17 protein-coding genes and 2 pseudogenes are annotated in these 16,731 nt (G+C 39.5%); 8 read left to right on the top strand and 11 right to left on the bottom strand.

The features are described 5' to 3' along the window. The 5 genes and pseudogenes from H6G92_RS32480 to H6G92_RS32455 form a co-directional block, all read right to left on the bottom strand. Positions 1 to 211, bottom strand: a pseudogene (locus tag H6G92_RS32480) (PAS domain-containing sensor histidine kinase); the annotation flags it as partial. A 393-nt stretch (positions 212 to 604) separates the two neighbouring features. Next, positions 605 to 1,216: a hypothetical protein gene (locus H6G92_RS32470; RefSeq protein ID WP_190900149.1), complete on the bottom strand. Its 612-nt coding sequence runs from the start codon at positions 1,214 to 1,216 to the stop codon at positions 605 to 607. A gap of 104 nt (positions 1,217 to 1,320) precedes the next feature. After that, on the bottom strand, positions 1,321 to 1,491 hold the full coding sequence (locus H6G92_RS32465; protein WP_190900148.1) for a hypothetical protein: 171 nt from the start codon (positions 1,489 to 1,491) through the stop codon (positions 1,321 to 1,323). After that, positions 1,484 to 2,641: a ParB/RepB/Spo0J family partition protein gene (locus tag H6G92_RS32460; RefSeq protein WP_199345066.1), complete on the bottom strand. Its 1,158-nt coding sequence runs from the start codon at positions 2,639 to 2,641 to the stop codon at positions 1,484 to 1,486. The genes H6G92_RS32465 and H6G92_RS32460 overlap by 8 nt, the downstream gene beginning before the upstream one ends. Continuing rightward, positions 2,638 to 3,408, bottom strand: a complete 771-nt coding sequence (locus H6G92_RS32455; RefSeq protein ID WP_190900147.1) for a ParA family protein — start codon at positions 3,406 to 3,408, stop codon at positions 2,638 to 2,640. The genes H6G92_RS32460 and H6G92_RS32455 overlap by 4 nt, the downstream gene beginning before the upstream one ends. A gap of 323 nt (positions 3,409 to 3,731) precedes the next feature. Here H6G92_RS32455 and H6G92_RS32450 point away from each other — a divergent pair, with 323 nt between their 5' ends. The 3 genes from H6G92_RS32450 to H6G92_RS32440 all read left to right on the top strand — a co-directional run bounded on the left by H6G92_RS32450 (position 3,732) and on the right by H6G92_RS32440 (position 6,743). Then, positions 3,732 to 3,881: a plasmid partition protein ParG gene (locus tag H6G92_RS32450; protein WP_190900146.1), complete on the top strand. Its 150-nt coding sequence runs from the start codon at positions 3,732 to 3,734 to the stop codon at positions 3,879 to 3,881. Between the two features lie 87 nt (positions 3,882 to 3,968). After that, on the top strand, positions 3,969 to 4,856 hold the full coding sequence (locus tag H6G92_RS32445; RefSeq protein WP_190900145.1) for a GUN4 domain-containing protein: 888 nt from the start codon (positions 3,969 to 3,971) through the stop codon (positions 4,854 to 4,856). A 159-nt stretch (positions 4,857 to 5,015) separates the two neighbouring features. Next, positions 5,016 to 6,743 (top strand): effector-associated domain EAD1-containing protein, encoded by a 1,728-nt coding sequence (locus H6G92_RS32440; RefSeq protein ID WP_242059398.1) that lies wholly within the window; start codon positions 5,016 to 5,018, stop codon positions 6,741 to 6,743. Positions 6,744 to 7,283: 540 nt separating this feature from the next. Here the strand turns inward: H6G92_RS32440 and H6G92_RS32435 are convergent. Further along, positions 7,284 to 7,478, bottom strand: a pseudogene (locus tag H6G92_RS32435) (ParA family protein); the annotation flags it as partial. 104 nt (positions 7,479 to 7,582) lie between these two features. Here H6G92_RS32435 and H6G92_RS32430 point away from each other — a divergent pair. From H6G92_RS32430 to H6G92_RS32420, 3 genes are all read left to right on the top strand, one after another. Continuing rightward, positions 7,583 to 7,810 (top strand): hypothetical protein, encoded by a 228-nt coding sequence (locus H6G92_RS32430; RefSeq protein ID WP_390625487.1) that lies wholly within the window; start codon positions 7,583 to 7,585, stop codon positions 7,808 to 7,810. Then, positions 7,807 to 8,238, top strand: coding sequence for a type II toxin-antitoxin system VapC family toxin (locus H6G92_RS32425; RefSeq protein ID WP_190900142.1), 432 nt, complete (start codon positions 7,807 to 7,809; stop codon positions 8,236 to 8,238). Before H6G92_RS32430 ends, H6G92_RS32425 begins: the two co-directional genes overlap by 4 nt. Positions 8,239 to 9,143: 905 nt before the next feature. Continuing rightward, positions 9,144 to 9,521: a hypothetical protein gene (locus tag H6G92_RS32420; RefSeq protein WP_190900140.1), complete on the top strand. Its 378-nt coding sequence runs from the start codon at positions 9,144 to 9,146 to the stop codon at positions 9,519 to 9,521. Between the two features lie 42 nt (positions 9,522 to 9,563). Here H6G92_RS32420 and H6G92_RS32415 read toward each other — a convergent pair whose 3' ends face one another. Further along, a complete protein-coding gene (locus tag H6G92_RS32415) occupies positions 9,564 to 9,755 on the bottom strand; it encodes a tyrosine-type recombinase/integrase (RefSeq protein WP_313890025.1) in 192 nt (63 codons plus the stop codon). A 199-nt stretch (positions 9,756 to 9,954) separates the two neighbouring features. Between H6G92_RS32415 and H6G92_RS32410 the strand changes: the two genes are divergently transcribed. Next, positions 9,955 to 11,061, top strand: coding sequence for a hypothetical protein (locus tag H6G92_RS32410; protein ID WP_190900137.1), 1,107 nt, complete (start codon positions 9,955 to 9,957; stop codon positions 11,059 to 11,061). A 26-nt stretch (positions 11,062 to 11,087) separates the two neighbouring features. Here H6G92_RS32410 and H6G92_RS32405 read toward each other — a convergent pair whose 3' ends face one another. Further along, the gene (locus H6G92_RS32405; RefSeq protein WP_190900135.1) at positions 11,088 to 11,657 is read right to left on the bottom strand and encodes a tyrosine-type recombinase/integrase; all 570 of its coding nucleotides are present in this window, start codon (positions 11,655 to 11,657) and stop codon (positions 11,088 to 11,090) included. A 494-nt stretch (positions 11,658 to 12,151) separates the two neighbouring features. Here H6G92_RS32405 and H6G92_RS32400 point away from each other — a divergent pair, with 494 nt between their 5' ends. Further along, the gene (locus H6G92_RS32400; RefSeq protein ID WP_190900132.1) at positions 12,152 to 12,946 is read left to right on the top strand and encodes a tetratricopeptide repeat protein; all 795 of its coding nucleotides are present in this window, start codon (positions 12,152 to 12,154) and stop codon (positions 12,944 to 12,946) included. Between the two features lie 465 nt (positions 12,947 to 13,411). On the opposite strand, the gene H6G92_RS32395 is transcribed toward H6G92_RS32400, so the two are convergent. The 3 genes from H6G92_RS32395 to H6G92_RS32385 form a co-directional block, all read right to left on the bottom strand. Continuing rightward, entirely contained in the window at positions 13,412 to 14,083 is a 672-nt protein-coding gene (locus H6G92_RS32395; protein WP_190900130.1) for a response regulator transcription factor, read from the bottom strand. A gap of 209 nt (positions 14,084 to 14,292) precedes the next feature. Next, positions 14,293 to 16,116, bottom strand: coding sequence for a hypothetical protein (locus H6G92_RS32390; RefSeq protein WP_190900128.1), 1,824 nt, complete (start codon positions 16,114 to 16,116; stop codon positions 14,293 to 14,295). Continuing rightward, positions 16,113 to 16,691 carry a hypothetical protein gene (locus H6G92_RS32385; RefSeq protein ID WP_199345065.1) on the bottom strand — a complete coding sequence of 193 codons (579 nt, stop codon included), beginning with the start codon at positions 16,689 to 16,691 and terminating at the stop codon, positions 16,113 to 16,115. The genes H6G92_RS32390 and H6G92_RS32385 overlap by 4 nt, the downstream gene beginning before the upstream one ends. Positions 16,692 to 16,731 lie beyond the last annotated feature (40 nt).

Here is a 16,731-nt window from a genome sequence, read left to right as displayed (position 1 = left end):
GGTAACGCTGACGCTCCTTCTCGACTACCATTCGTGTTGCTTGTAGTTCGTCGGAGGCAATTTTCAGTTCTTCCAAAGTGATTTTAAGTTCTTCAAAAGCTTCTGCTGTTAGCTCTTGTTGCGAGTCCGGCTCACTGCCAGTACTTTGCAATAATCCCGTCACCCGTGAGCTAAACCTCTCTATTTCTTGACTAAAATCGTCTACATTCATGTTGCTCACTTTGCTAAGACTTAAGAAGCGCACATGACAGTAAAACTAAGCAAGTATAAGGTCAACTGTACGCTCAAAGCTGATATCAAAAGTATTGCTCAAAAGATAGAGGTTTTGTCTTTAAAACGCGAGTTCTACAAAGTGAATTAGACACAATTTCGCTATCTCAACCTCCAACTATTATGAACCTATCCCACTAATGCCAAAATGAGGTAATATTTTCTTGTACAAGAAAAGAGTGTGTATCGATTGATGGCTGGGCGTTTTGAAGGATTAACTGACCTGGAATGGAAGCTCTTTGATGATGTATTTCCTCAAGAGCCAGTTGGATGTTCAGCATTTCCCCACTTGGTTACTAACTTTCTATTCTCACTTATTTCTCAACAAGTTTAACTATCTGTCAGCCTTGGCTAAATTAGCTAGAAAAAATGAGGCTGGCGTTGAATCATTTATTTGTGAAATCGGAGAATAAGTCAATATAGGAAAGTTGTTTAGACATGCAAGCTTTGCTGATTCTATAACTAAATTAGCAATCCAATTACCTACATAATCTCCTAAAGCCATTTTTAGTTGACGCTCACAGTCTACTGCTCGAACCCAAAAGAATGTACATAATTCCGACAGTTCATAGTCATCATAAATAAACAGTACACCCTGTTCATTTCCTAGTTCATTTTTTAACCGCTCCAAATTTTGTTGATTCTTCATCAATGGCTTGAGATAAGTCTTCCTTCCATAGGAATAAGATTTCTGACAAAATCCCATTGCTTCATCTCTCAAATGCTCAAAATTTGCATCTATTAAATTTGGGTCGATTCCTCGAAAATTACAGTCAATGATTGTTAAGTCGTAATCCGCTAGTGATTCAATCGTCAACGGGAGATTTTTTAGCTGAATGCGATCAGTGTAAATTATCTCAGGAGTCAACTCTGGTTTTTTTCTGGGCGGAACTCCACCCTTACCATAATCTGGGTCTAATTTTCTTCTGCGCTTTGCTTCACCCATGAGACGTAACTTTCCTTTTACAGCCAATCGCCTGAAGCAATTGTGTTTCAATAACTGCTAGCAATTCATATCTAAAATGTTGGTAGTTAACCCACATAATCCCCCTACAAGATGGTCAATTTTGATAACCATACCGTAATTGCACACGCTTGAGCAGAAAGAGCGCAATCATCCTTACGCAACGGTAATGATATTTGAGGATACTGCCCTGATGCCCCAGCCGCTCGGTGATAAGCTGTGGAAGCAGTGGGACTGTAGGGGTCATAGTCACTCATCCCCTAGTAAGGCTTCGAGCTTGTTTAAAAGGTTTACTAGCTGCTTTTGCTTGTCTTTTTCTTTCCAAAGCTGACGCTTTTTAATGCGCTGGGTGATATTTTGAAGGCGGTCTGGTATTTGGTTAGTTGCAAAAGAAGAGGATGTTTGTTCATCATCAGTCCAATCTGTGATTTTTTCTTTGATTTGGCTTAAAGACCAATAGTTAGCTATCGCTTCGGACAAAAGTTTTTTTCGGATTTCATTATTTCTTACCCGCGCCAAGACTTGTGCTTTGGTGTATTCCAGTTGACCGGAACGCAGTGCTATTAAAATTTCTTCGGGCAGATTGAGCAAAGGTAAGCGTGTGGTGATGAACGATAGCCAATTCATGAGTCCCAGGCTCAAAAACACCTCTTGTACCGTTTTCACTTGTTCTTCATCTAGGTTAGGAGAAACGTTTTTACTAGATTCAGTTTCATCGGCTAAATGGTCAGAAACGTTGTCAAGAGTTTGTGGATTATCGGGGTTAGGAGAAACGTTTTTACTAGATTCATTTTTCTCGGCTAAATGGTCAGAAACGTTGTCAAGAGTTTGTGGATTATCTGAGTTAGGAAAAACGTTTTTCCTAGATTCATTTAATGAGGATTTTGACGGCTGTTCCCCTTTGCTGTGAGCGTTTTTCATTCGATACAGCAAGGATTTGACGGCTTCTACATCGCAATGCAGCCGGATTGCCAATAGGTGCAAGATCCCTTCAGTTTCTTCAACGGGGTTAAGGTCTTCTCGTTGCAGGTTTTCAATCAAAGCCAACTGAAACGCTTGGTCATCAGATAGCTCACGCACAACCACAGGCGCGACTTCAAGCAAAGCTGACTGCCCTGCCCGATAACGTCTTTCTCCTGCTACTAATTCGTATTTACCTCCACCAATTGGACGCACCAACAAAGGTTGGAGAATGCCATGCTGCTTGACTGACGAGACTAATTCTTTTAATGCTTGTGGGTCAAAGTATCGTCGGGGCTGGTGTTGAGGCAGAACTATATCTGAGAGTTTGATAGTAGTTTCAGTAGCGGCTGGCAACTCGCCATCTGGGGAGGATAACCAAGGTGCAGGTGGTGGAGTTGTAATTTGACCCCCAAAGGGTTTGTCAGTTTGTTTACGTCGGATCATAAAGCCTCCAAAGCCTTGGCGATTTCTTCAAGGATAGCGACTACAGAATGTTTAGGGTCAAATACTGCTAGGGGCGCACGTTCTTCTGACGCATCGACAAAAGCGGTAGCTCTGGGTATGGGTGGAAAAATACGACCCCAAGCGGAAAGTTGTTCAATGATTGCTGCTAATGCGCGTTTATCGGCTGAATTCTGTTGAGCATACCGAGTGGGAACAAACCCTGCTATTTGGATTTTGCGGTTGGCTTTATTTTTTACGTGGGTGATAGTTTGTAAAAGCTCGTCAGTTCCCTCGAAGGCTTTTATATGGGTTTCGACGGGAACGAGTACGTGTGTGGCCGCGACTAAGGCGATATACGAAAGCAATCCTAAGCTGGGGGGACAATCTATAAGAATGAAGTCGTATTCATTTAGAACAGATTCAACGGCTTCCTTAAGGCGCAACTCGCGCATTGCAGCACTGACTAACTGCATTTCGGCTCCGCTTAGGACTCGGCTGGCTGGAACCAAGTCCATGCCGTGAATGCCCTCATGAATCGGTAAGGGCTGCTCATCGATAATGGCATCAGCAACGGTTTTTTGTAACTGAGATGGCACTAACCCCATGAATTTGGTCAAGCTTGCTTGGGGGTCTATGTCGATGAGAAGGACGCGGTGTTCTCGTTTTGCTAAGTGGTATCCCAAATTTTGGGTTAGTGTTGATTTGGCGACACCACCCGCTTGGTTAAACAGGGCGATAATGCGGCATGGAGGGTCAGAAGTTGACACTGGCTTTCGTTCCTAGAAGATACGTTGACATTTGGTCAATCGGCTCGGTTTTAGTTTCCAGTTTATTGAAGTGTATCAGAATAGGTTAGAGATAGCCTCAACGGTGCAAGCTCATTGTGCTGTTGTAGCTAAGAGCCAATCACCATAGAATATTTTTTTGCATCCACTAAAAGAGTGATATTTATCAATTTTATGAAGTAATTTTGATTTTTTATCAAACAAGAAAATACGTAAATATCTTTTGTACATTTGTAGTCTTGTTTTAGCGTAACTAACTATAAAATCGTTAAAATCGTTAAAATGATACAAAAACAGCCCTAATTATGCACATTAGTATTGCAGACGACCTCAAAAAAAGGTTTCATGCTGCTTGCGCCTTGCGGAGGCTGAAGATGAGCCAAGTTGTGGCAGAACTCATTGAGCAATGGTTAACAGCTAACGAAGCTCCCAAGTCTGCTGACTTGAAAAGATGAGTAGACGGTTATTGCCAATTACAATGCCACTGCTTTGTTATAGGCAATACAAGTTAATTAAAAACTCTATTCTTATAAGTGATTAATATGCTATCTGATAATCAAAGGCGTAGATTAGATGAAGAAAAAAAATCTCTTGAACAATCTTATGAACTCCAAAGTGAAAAAATAGATAGGCTGCGAAATGCTTTAATTATTGAAACTGATCCATCACGTAAGTTTCAACATGAACAAGAGATAAAAGAACAAGAAAAGAAGCGAAAAGAGTTTGGTGATAGGTTGGATGAAATTGAAAAATGCTTAGAGTCTGGACAGATTTATAAAACAGTAGTTAGTTTGGAACCTAGTTTTGTTCTAAAAGACCATACTAACAAGAAATTACCTTTCCTTTTAAGTGGAGGAATTGTAGCTGTTCTTGGAATAGGAGTATTAATGTGGAATAACATCAATAACCTTACCATTAGTACGAAACCAGCTTTAGACTATACTTTACTTGAACAACTGCTGAAAGCGAAAAGATGGAAAGCGGCTGATGAAGAAACTACAAACCTGATGCTTCAAGCATCAGATAGAGTGAAAGACAATAGTTTTTGGGAATCAGACATTAAGGTATTTAGATGTGACGTTTTAAAAGATATTAATCAACGCTGGATAGAATCTACTAAGGAAAAAGGTAAAGATAGACACTTTGGATTTAGCATACAAAAGAGTATTTGGGAGAGTTCGGGCATTTCACCTGACTCTGGCGACTTTGCGCCTTATAAAGAATTTGGCAGGAAAGTGGGCTGGATTGTGGGTAATCAAAATATGTGGGATCAACCAATTCTAATTTTTTCCTCTGATGCTCCTAAAGGACATCTTCCTGCGGATATTTATAAAAAGGTTTACCGAGTAGGTACGGACAAAACGTATTGGATGAAAGAGTGGTCATCTGGAATTTGGATTTTTCGGATACAGCAGTGTATTTCAGATTAAAAAACTGCTGCAAAAACAATGATATTAATTCTAATTCAAAGTTCTACAAACTACCAATAAAGTAAGAATGTAAATTAAATTACCGTCTTCGATGTTCAATAACATAGCTTTGTTATAGGTAAGCAATTTCTAAAAAACTCTATTCTATTAAATACTTATATGCTGTCAGATGAGCAACGGCGTAGATTGGAACAAGAAAAAAATTCCTTTGAACAATCTTATGAACTCCAAAGTGAAAAAATAGCAAGACTGCGAAATGCTTTGGTTATTGAAACTGACCCATCACGTAAGTTTCAATACGAACAGCAAATTAAAAATGAGGAGACTGAGCTTAAGAGACTTACTGACAGGCTCGATGAAATTGAAGAGCAGTTACAATCAGCCCAGTCTATACCTGCAATCTCTGAGCCTAAAAGCATACAACAGAAAAATATGATTATAAATGGGCAGCAGAAGAGAAAATTACAAGAAGCTTTAATTAATGCTTTTCCTAATACGGCATCCCTAGAACAGATGTTGTCATTTGAATTAGATATAAATCTAAGAGCGATTGCTGGTGAAGGGAGTTTGCAAGATATTGTTTTTAAATTAATACAAACAGCAGAATCTCACGGATGGATTGAAGACTTAGTTCGCAAAGCACTAAATTCAAATCCTGGCAATTTAAAATTGAAAGCTATTAACGAAGAACTATTAACTGAAGGTGCAGTAAAAAAAACACCAGTTTCCTCAGATAATTTATTGATAAAACTAACTCAGCAGCAGAAAATTTTGATTCTAACAGCAATTCCTCACGGGCTGCGTTTGGATAAAGAAATTCGAGAAATTGAAGAAGCTATACGACGAGCCACCAATCGGGATTTATTTGAAATACGCATTAGAACTGCTGTACGTCCTCAAGATATCCGTCGAGCTATTGCGGAAGAACAACCTCAAATTGTTCATTTTTGTGGACATGGTTTGGAAGATGGCAGTTTGCTATTAGAAGATGATGGCGGAAACGATAAGCCAGTTACACCATCCGGTTTAGCATCTCTGTTTAAGTTGCACGCTGATTATGTTAAATGTGTACTGCTTAACGCTTGTTATTCAGAAAAACCTGCTGTAGCAATTAGCAAATATATTAATTATGCAATTGGTATGAATAATCCAATCCAAGACAGTGCAGCAATTGAGTTTGCTAGAGGGTTTTATGATGGACTGGGTTATAAAAATATCGGCAATCAGGATGTGTTTCAAAGAGCCTTTGATGAAGGTATAGTTGCCATTGAATTGGAATCCCTCTCACAGGAATCAATACCAGTTTTGAAAAAACAATTTTTTGAACACAATCAAGATGAAGATTACTCTCAACTGTCACCTGAAGAAATGGTTAAACGACTTACAACAAAGGCTAAACTTCGCTGGAGTAAAATTTCTGGCGATTTAAGGTATATAGATCACCATATAGTAGATGCTACCAACTCTGTAGATATAAAATTACATGACTTTATTCTAGAAGCCAAGTTCTATAATCCCTACAATGGTACGGATATGAAATGGAAGTATGGTTTTTCATTCCGAGAAACTAGCAGTGACTTGAATAATCCCCAACGCCAAGTTTACACGATGTGGATTTCTTCAAATGATAAAATTTTATCTTTAGATGGTTATGGATATAGAGTAGAAGAAGAAATATCAAATCTTAATGTTTTAGAAAATAGTTTCAATCAAGTATACCTGCTTGTTTTTAGACAGACAGCGATAGTATATATTAATAATATTTACACACAAAAATTTGATATTTTTGATTGGATGACACCAGGGAAAGTTTATTTAGTCAGTGCAGGTTACGGTGAGAAATTAGCAAAATATGAAACTTTCAAAATTTGGTCAATTTCAAACTGATAGGATTAGCGCTATTTCTGTTTGGGGTTTTTTGTACAAACCCTCGAAAAGGGGGATTAAGGAATTTAATCAAGAATGGTGCTTTACCTTTAAAATAGCGCAAACCTTCATAGAGCTATAGGTTTGGGAGAGTCTCATTATTCTTTAAACTTTGAGAGAATTGTATTTTGAGACATAAAAAGAGACATGATTTTGGTATGTCTCAAAAAGTACAGTTTCTGAGACACGTTGGTGGGAAAAACTTTGCTGACAAGGATTTGAAGGTAATAATGCCAAACCTCGTTTTTGCTATTCCCCCTTTTCGAGGGGACGTATAAAAAACCCCAGGATGGCTATTCTATTGGCTCGGATGACAACTCTAAGACAATTGGGGTGATGTCGGAAACCTAATTTACTAAATACCGCCGTTAGTAGGGCAAGGGAATTGTTTATTTTGGTGGGCAATCTCAGGGAACTAGAATTAGCTGGCGGTGAAACCAAGCGGTTAGTTGAACACATTCGGCAACATGGGGAAATTCGCTCTTAGTTAGGTTTGAATGTGGCATCAGCAACGGTTTTTTGTAACTGAGATGGCACTAGCCCCATGAATTTGGTTAAGCTTGCTTGGGGGTCTATGTCGATGAGGAGGACGGGGTGTTCTCGTTTTGCGAGGTGGTATCCAAAATTTGGGGTCAGTGTCGCCAAATCGACACCACCCGCCTCGGTTTTAGTTTCCAGTTTATTGAAGTGTATCAGAAGAAGAGAAGTTCTAGGGGACGGGAGTAAAGCAACCCTCAAATTTTACCCGCTTAGATTAAAATACAGTTACCAAAGTTGAGATTTAGTTTAGAGGAGCTTAATTGATGAATTTACAAGAAATTATTAATTCCATTAACAGTTTGCCCACAGAAGAACGTGACTATTTATTTGAGTTTCTCCGCCAAAAAAAGGAGGAATCTAGAGGGGATAATTTTTGGCAAGGATTACAAAAATTTAGACAGGTAATCCAAAGCGAGGGGATTATCTTTACTGATGAGGATTTCGCTGATTTACGAGACAAGAGTGTAGGTAGAGAAGTTGATTTATGAGTTTACGATTTTTACTTGATACTAACATTCTTTCAGAGCCAGCACGTCCTATTCCTAATGCCAATGTTTTACACCAACTAGATATTCATAAGTCAGAAGTGGCTGTTTCTAGTGTTGTTGTTCATGAACTTCTATATGGTTGTTTGCGGTTGCCAGAATCTAAGCGGCGAGAGGATCTTAGAAATTATATTTATGAGTCGGTCTTAAATTTACCAGTATTGGATTATGATTTAAAGGCAGCGCAATGGCACGCCCAAGAAAGGGTTAGATTATCCCAGATTGGCAAAACTCCTGCTTTTGTAGATGGTCAAATTGCGAGTATTACTTTCTGTAATAATTTAGTTCTAGTAACTAATAATGTTTCTGATTTTGAGTTTTTTAATGGTTTAAGCATTGAAAATTGGTTTGTTAGTAAAGGTGAAGGTTGAGTTAAAAGGGAAATATGGCTATCCAGTAGACAAGCAGGATAAGGGGATGGTCTACGGGCATAATTAAGCATAAAAAATCTGGCTTTTTGGAAAGGAGTAGTGCTGGTAGCGATGAGTTAAGTACCTCCACTAGGGCGATCGCCCAGGAGCCTAAATGCTGTACCGGTATTGAGCCGAGATACAAGTAAAAAGCAGCAAGATGGTCTGAAAAGCCTTGCTGTATATAAGTTTGAGCGTTTCTGAGGCAGAAGTAGGATTTTGAGAGAAGATACTTGCAGTCTGAGGGTCAGTAATTGCTTTTCGCTTACCAAAGAGAATTAGAAATACTCTGTGGTAGAAGGCTAATGTTTTGGGCTATAATCCTTTGCCTGTAGGAGTTACAGACAATTAATTGCGAAAGATACTCAAAGTCCTTGCTGTAAAACCTGTAAATAAAATTAATAAATACTCTAGTTTTTGTAGCGATACATACCCAAGATTTACGTTCTCCTGCCAATTTTACTTAAAAATGGCTGAACCCTATATAGAGCAGGAATTTCCAGACCATCTTGCAGGTTTTTACTCATATCTCGGCTCAATACCGTACCAGCCTACAGAAGTAAGAAAATTAGTAATAATTTCTTGGCAAGGGTTGTCAGGAGCTAAGGAATAGTAAGATTTTTGAGAGCCAATGTTGTGCAACCTTCTTGCTCAACATTGGCGGCGATCGCCACAGTGAGGCGTGACATCGCAACTGTATTGCGCGGTCGGGGCTTATTACTTAAAGGTATTGAATAGGGGTAAAAGTAGCGAGCCTGTCATGAACCGCCACGCAACGCCTGAAAGCCTTGTTACGTAGGAGTTACAGAAATAAAATAGCTCTTTCACCCGAAATTTTCAGAAAAAGCTTGTTTTTGCAGTACCAATTGACAACGATAACAAATCAATTATATAGAATCACCAATAACCAGCATACTCCTACACACAAAATTTATCAGGTAACTTATAAAGATACACAATCTAGTTTAATAGCAACTGAAAAATTAGTTAACTATACATTAATTTATCAAAAAGAGATTAATAAATCAGAAAAATATGATTTAAATTTTAATGAATTTCATTCAACTTTAGTTGAGGATAATACTTTTGCCGCAACTATTGTTTTATCTAAAAAATTCGATACAAACCCCCCTGAAGTAATTGGTGAACTACACGGAATTAGCTCATATTCTTATGACAGAGTTTCCTGTAATACTAACTACTTTAAAAAAGTGATTAATAAACTTTTATCAGAAATGTATTGAAACTTTTAATAATATTTATTTAGTTTTAGTATAAAACATTATTTAAAAATCCAAAGCAGAGATCGCGTTCTGCTTCTGCTTTTCGGTAACACCCCGATAGCGCTCTAAAGCTGCCAAAGTCCGATGCCCCGATATCTCCTGAATGTGGCGTAACGGTATCCTGGCATCGCTCATTCTGGTTAACGCTGTCCTCCTGAAACTGTGGGTACTAACGCCCTCAATGCCCAGCCGCACACACAAATCTCACTTTTATGTATTAAACAATACATTATTTGATTACTTCTTACTTAGGAAAGGGCGTTGCTGTTCTAGTTTGATTGCATAGACTAGAATCAATAAGGGTTTATCCACCAGAAAAACAGGAAAAAGCCAAGGTGACAGGGGAGCAACAAGCAGAGTTTTGTATAATTAAAATCATTACAAAATATTATTTATGGCTATAACAGTTTTCTCTCAAACATTTAAACGAGAATTAGATATTGAGCAAATCTTATCTTTGCGTGGTCATGATTGCCGTCTTGACATAAATACCAGAATAAAAAATTTATCGAATGAAGAAAAAGGTGAAATTTATAATGATGTTATTTGTCCTATATGTCGTTCTCAAGGAGGTAAAATAGTTTTAGCGTCAACTTCAAAGCAAGCGCACTTTAGATTTGATACTCATAATTATTTTTGTGACTACAACAACTCTAAAGATAATAAAAGTCAAAAAGGTAAATTGGTAGATTTTGGTAGTGATCGCAGTCATGAAACAAAGATTATTCGTGAGTTAGTTGCCAAAGGAATTGAGCAAGAAATTATATCTCAGCACCTTATTAGTGAGATGAGAAAATATTTTTATGATACAAAAATTGATAATCAATATAAAATGGATGTTTCTGTTGATGCTTTTAAATGGTGGATGAAATTAACATTTCTTCAACCTTTGAGCTTAACAACTATACATCACATCAAATTTAATCCTATTTATGCCCAATTACCTAATTTTAATTGGAAATTAGCTGCTGAAAGTTTATTTATACAAGAAAATATTAATTTAATTGAAATAGCCAATAACTGTGATTGGAGAATTACTCAAAAAATATATGATAAAACAATAAGAACAATTCAAGATACTCAAAGTAGTATTGTTTTTTATGTTACAAAGTTACATATTCCTTATCAAAATACTATTACATTAGCTCACTTTATTGCAAATAACCTTTTTATAAAGGATAGCAAAAAAGGAAATTATCTAATTAGCTCTGACATAGTTTTAGCTTTAGCAGCATTATTGTTATACATTGCCGATTGGGATATTGAAGCTGCTATTTTAAAGTTAATAAAAATAGTAGAATCTCCAGCCCCTAATGACATAAACTCTGGAAATGTTATTGGATTAAACCCCTTTTATGATTTTGAAGTTTGGGCTATTATTGCAAAAGTTAGAGAAGTTTCTAATTACAGTACAAACGGTTTTGATTATAAGGCGCATATAGAGGCTATCGAAACACGGTTAAAAAGTGAATATGAACTATGGAAGTCATTACATAAATAAAATAGTTAACCATTTCCCTACATTGTTCAAAAATCCAAAGCAGAGATAGCGTTCTGCTTCTGCTTCTCAGTTACCCCCAAATAACGCTCCAAAGCTGCCAAAGTCCGATGCCCCGATATCTCCTGTATGTGGCGCAACGGTATCCCGGCATCGCTCATCCTGGTTAACGCAGTCCTCCTGAAACTGTGCGTACTCACCCCCTCAATGCCCAGCCGCACACAGGTATCTCTGAGGATTTTATCGGCGCTGACCTTGTGGATATGTAAGAGTCCATGCCTGCCGGGGAACAAAAACTCTTTGCGGCGATTGGGGTTGTACTCTTCCAAATACTGCTTGAGCTTCGGATGCACTTGGATTTCCCTTGTGTCTCGCTTGCCTTTAGTGTTGACGCTCCGTAACACTAACACCCCTCTGACACCGTTGCTGCCAAACACATCTTTCACCGCCAACGTGCAGGCTTCATTGATCCGGCAGGCAGCATAAAGGCACACGCCAAACAAAGCGCGATCGCGCGGGTTGACAAAGCCCTCAGTAAATAGGACATTGATTTGATCGGGTGTGAGGATTTCTGCCCTACCGAATCGGTTTATTTTCATAGGGTCTAGCCTACATGATCTAACCCCAATAACACAATGTAAGTCCCCAAAAACCCTAATCTATCGTGAGCGATGACACCCGATTAACCCAGACTTATGAATCAGCCCGAAACCACGAACGCTACAACCCGCATTCTCACGTTGGCTGATTAAACCTACTTATGTTTGCAACGCGATTACCACTTGCAGGTATGATCCGCACGCCATAGATTTGCTCATGTTGCGGCTTGCTCAACTGTCTATACTGCTTCTATACCCCTGGTTGATCCATCGTTGCTATCAAAACCGATATCAATTTTCTCTCCACCAGCGTCTACACTTAACGATCGCGTCTTTCTATTCCTGTTTTTTCTAATTCCACATCATCTCTTTTTTGTCAATCCATATTACTTGACCGACGCTCTAGGATGATAAATTCAGCTTTTTGGCATTTTTTGCGAAATTGCTCTGAAAATTGCTGTATTTAAAATTTAGGTTGTTATCAACAGGATATTATGCAGCCCTTTTTTCAGTCTCTAGCCACAATTTCTGCTTTATCTATAATTGCTTGCACTCCGATTTTGTTATCAGCTAAACCAGCAGGCGCTGTAGATTCAACACTGTTAGCGCAAGTTAGTGAAAATGCTGAAGCCTACAATATCCGAGGAGTTAGCCGTATGCAGTTGGGAGATATCAAAGGAGCGATCGCTGATTTCAACCAAGCTTTGAAGATTAATCCTAATTATGCTCTAGCCTATAACAACCGAGGTAGTGCCCGTATGCAGTCGGGAGATAAGCAGGGTGCGATCGCTGATTTCAACCAAGCTTTGAAGATTAATCCTAATTATGCTCTAGCCTATAACAACCGAGGTTTTGCCCGTATGCAGTCGGGAGATAAGCAGGGTGCGATCGCTGATTTCAACCAAGCTTTGAAGATTAATCCTAATGATGCTCTAGCCTACAACAACCGAGGTGTTGCCCATGCTGATTCAGGAGACAGCCAAGGGGCGATCGCTGATTTCAACCAAGCTCTGAAGATTAATCCTAATGATGCTGAAGCCTACTACAGCCGAGGTAGTGCCCGTATGCAGTTGGGAGATATCAAAGGAGCGATCGCTGATTTCAACCAAGCTCTGAAGATTAATCCTAATTTCGCTCAAGCCTACGGAAATCGAGGTTTGGTCCGTATGCAGTCGGGAGATAAGCAGGGTGCGATCGCGGATTTGCAAAAAGCGGCTGATTTATTTCAGCAACAAGGAAAAACACAAGATTACCAGAAAGTAATTGAAATCCTGACAGCGTTGAAATGAACTTCAGCAGTTATTTTGCAAAAATCAGATGCCAAGCCGTTATCAGCAATTCTGGCTCAAGCCACCAACAGAAAACCCCGGTGATGAACCGAGGGCTAATGTCTGCTGTCTAGTTTCTGTCTAGATGTCTGTCTGCTCTGTCCCTTGTTCCATAAGGTTTCTGTCTAATTCTGTCTGTCCTCTAGGTCTGTCTGATTTGGGGCAATTTCGATAGTCGAGGCATCTAGCCAGACGGCCAGACTATTCTCAACCAACTCGTTAAACAGTCGCTTCAAATCCAGAGAACTGAACCGTTGACCCTTTACCTTAAAGTTGGGCTGTATTTCAGTAATAACTGCCGATGTTCTCCCTGTACGCTCTTCGGTATTGCAGCAACGATTGGGCTAGTTAGGGATATAGAGATTTTGTACAAAAATAAACCCCACCACTCCCCGACTTAATACCTTCCGTCTCCTCACCGATAAATCATTCATTCACAATCAAGTTATAGTCAATATAACCAAGCATTGCCCCTCTTTTTATCGCCTCATAACTGTTCTTGACGTGCCATTTACTGTACAAATCGCTGGCGTAATGTTTGACTGTACTAACAGAGAGAAACATTTCTTTGGCAATCTGTTCAAAACCTAAACCCTGAGCCAGTAAACGCAGGACTTGTATTTGTCGTTCGGTGGGAGAGTCAAGCAAGTTTTTGTCAGCAAAACTAGGGTCAATATATCTATTTTTATCAAGGTTTTTTAACAGTTTTTTAGCCAGCTTCGGGTCAAGCAAGCATTCATCAGAGTAAGCTCTCTTGATGGCTAGTTCAATCAATTCTATATCAGCACTCTTGAGCATATAAGAATCAGCACTATGACGAAAAGCTGACTTAATAAAGTCGGAATGAGTCTGATTAGTAAAAATCACCACTTTACTATTAGTCTTTGTTTTAATTGAACGAGTCAGTTCTAAACCACTCATATCGGGCAATAGTAAATCAACTAACACAACATCAGGGTTGGCCTGTTCAATTAACTGAAAACCTATCTTCCCACTGGTAGCATCACCAGTTACTTCTATATCAGGAGATTGTGAAATAGCACCTTTGATACCTAAGAGAGTGAATGTTTCTGGTTCAACAATTACTATTTTCAGCATGATTTGATTAATCCTCTAATAATAAATGGCTGTTTATTGGCGGACTTATTATTGATGCTTCTGCCGTGGGTGTCCGTGCTGCCGTAGCAGTGCCGTAGGCTACGATCTATACAGGGTAAGGATTGCCGTGATTGTGCCGTGATGCCGTGGACACCGAGAAAAGCCCGTAAAACATCCCTTATTATGACCACGGCATCACGGCATTACCTTCACCAATCAGGCAGGGAATAGCTATCATTGCCATCAGACTTTACCTGATCAGTCTTAACTAATTCAGCTAATCCATCAATTAATTCTGACTCTGAATAGCCGGATAACCTGTCTGCTTTCTTCAAATCGCGTAATGTTTTTGGGGTTTTAGACTTCACATTCTGGAAGTATTCATAAATCTTTTTAGCCACCTCAGATAATGGTTTGGGATGTATCTGGTGAGTCGGACTTAAATTAAATTCCAGGTCAAATACTCTATCTAGATATTCCTGCTCCGAAGCAATCGGCTTGACTTGATTAGATAATTTGGGCATTAATGCCACAACAAAACCACCAACAGAAGCAATCATCACTGGACGCAAGTTTTGATAAGAGACTGCTTTAATATCCAAGTATTTAGATTTAATTTGCTCCCGTTCTTGCTTACCTGGAATAATGTCACCTCTATTTAAAATCAATTCCAGTACCCCATAAGATTCTTGCTCCCTTCCATTCTTGATATACCTGTTACCTAAGAGCAATAAATTCAAACACAGACGAGTTTGAGCATCCATCTTTTCAATGCCCAAAGCTGCCAGATTAAAAGACTGTAGGGAAGCAATAAACTTAGTATTAAACTCTCTACCAATCAGTAAAACGTCAAGTAATTTACCCCCATAATTCCAGTCGGAGTAATGCTTACTTAATTGGTCAGCAATCACTAACCAGTCATCCAAAATTAGAATCAATGGCGGTAAGGATTCGCGCTTTGATTCTGGTAGCTGTTTACGCTGTTTGTAGTTAAGATAAAAGCGGTCAATGACTTCTTTAGCTAGGTCTGGGTTTTCCCCGTCAAAAACAATTACCCTTTCTTTCTCTCGCAAACCACAGAAACTATCATTCTTAGCACTAATTACCCAAATATCCGCGTTGGGGGAATCTGCAAGGATTTTCTGAATTAAGTAATTGAGGGTAACTGATTTACCACTTCCTGGTGCGGCGACTAAAGCAGTAGAACTATCTGCTCTGGCTAGGGCTTGCAAAGTATTTAGGGCAAGAGATTCTGATGGGTCAAGGCTTTGGGCAGTATTTTGTTGTAATGTCTGCTGTTGAGAGCCAGTCATTTTATCGTCACCCCTGGCGATATCCTGCATTGACTGTCCCGGCAATGCCCCGGCTGGCTGACCCGTTGCCTGCTGTAGTTGCGCCCGTGCTTCGGCTTCTGCCTTTAACCTGACTTGCTCTTGAAATATGGCTAATTCTTCCGGTGTCATTTGTGACAACTGCGCGGTTCTTACCCGTCTATTCTCAGACCATTGGTGAAATTCGTAATCTAGTTGTGCGCTATATGCTTCCTTATGGAGCCTTAACCCTGACCAAAGTTTAGAAATTAACCAGTTGCTACGAATTTCTTCCCTAACTGAAGGCATTAGTTGAACTAATCGCCATTCCCTAGCTTTGGATAACCCATAGGCTCCTCCTAGAAAAAACACTGAAGCTAATCCCCACAAAGCCTTATCAGGGTTACTTGGGGGGATTATTCTTAATCTAGTTGCTTTGGTTGGCAAGAAGTTATCACGTTGAAACTCTGGGTTAGCTGGTGTGTAAGCTTCAGCATAAAATTCTGACTCTGGCATTATGTAACGCTTGTGGGGAGTGCAGTACCTTTGACGGTTAACCGGCTTGGTGAGCGTAGAGGGGATGAAGCAATATTCAACCAAACTAATTTGAGTTCCAGTAAATGACTTTGCCCCACAAATTAAGCCAATGGTTGCCAGCACCCCCACAGTAATATTGTTGGCTGTTCCTGAACGCAAGTATTCTTCAAATTGTTTGCGTTTCATTGGTTTGTTCCCCTGACGATTGCTGCAATCACCAACAACACAAAAGCACCTACCCCAATCAAGCCCCAAGGTATTTCACTCTTGGGAGTTGGCTTAACTTCGTAGGTTTTAACCTCCTGATAAAACCGTGTCTTACCTGTATTAGTTGCTTCTGACACTGCCCTATATTCATCAAAGGCAATCCACAACGAAGCCCCTACACTCACCGTCTGAGCAGTGGCTACCATGAAGTCTTTACCAATGTGGATTCTGCCGTCATAGTGAATTTTAGTAAGGGTATTAGCAAAAAATAGCCCTAGTACAATGCTGCCCAGTGTGCCAGAAGCGATCGCCCCAATTCCAAAACTCGTTAGTAGGCTGACTCCAGCATTGGCAGTAAACACACCCAGGAATGTAGCCAGTGCTTTGTTTAGCAGTTGCTTGTTACTGAAGACATCCCTAATTGACTGTTCTAGCCGTTCGCCGTCTTCGCTCTCTGGGGTCGGTTTTTCTGAAGTAGTTTCACCCCAGAGCATTGGTGTGGACTGTTCACTGGTGTTTTGGAACTGCGATAATAGAGAATCAATTTCATTCATGTTTACCTCGCGTGGGTGAAACAGAAAAAGCCAGAGTTTA

Origin of the sequence: Nostoc foliaceum FACHB-393, from assembly GCF_014698505.1 — a bacterium.
GTDB lineage: Bacteria > Cyanobacteriota > Cyanobacteriia > Cyanobacteriales > Nostocaceae > Nostoc > Nostoc foliaceum_A.
The sequence above is the reverse complement of the archived record's forward strand: the minus strand, read 5'-3'. Positions and strand labels throughout refer to the sequence as shown.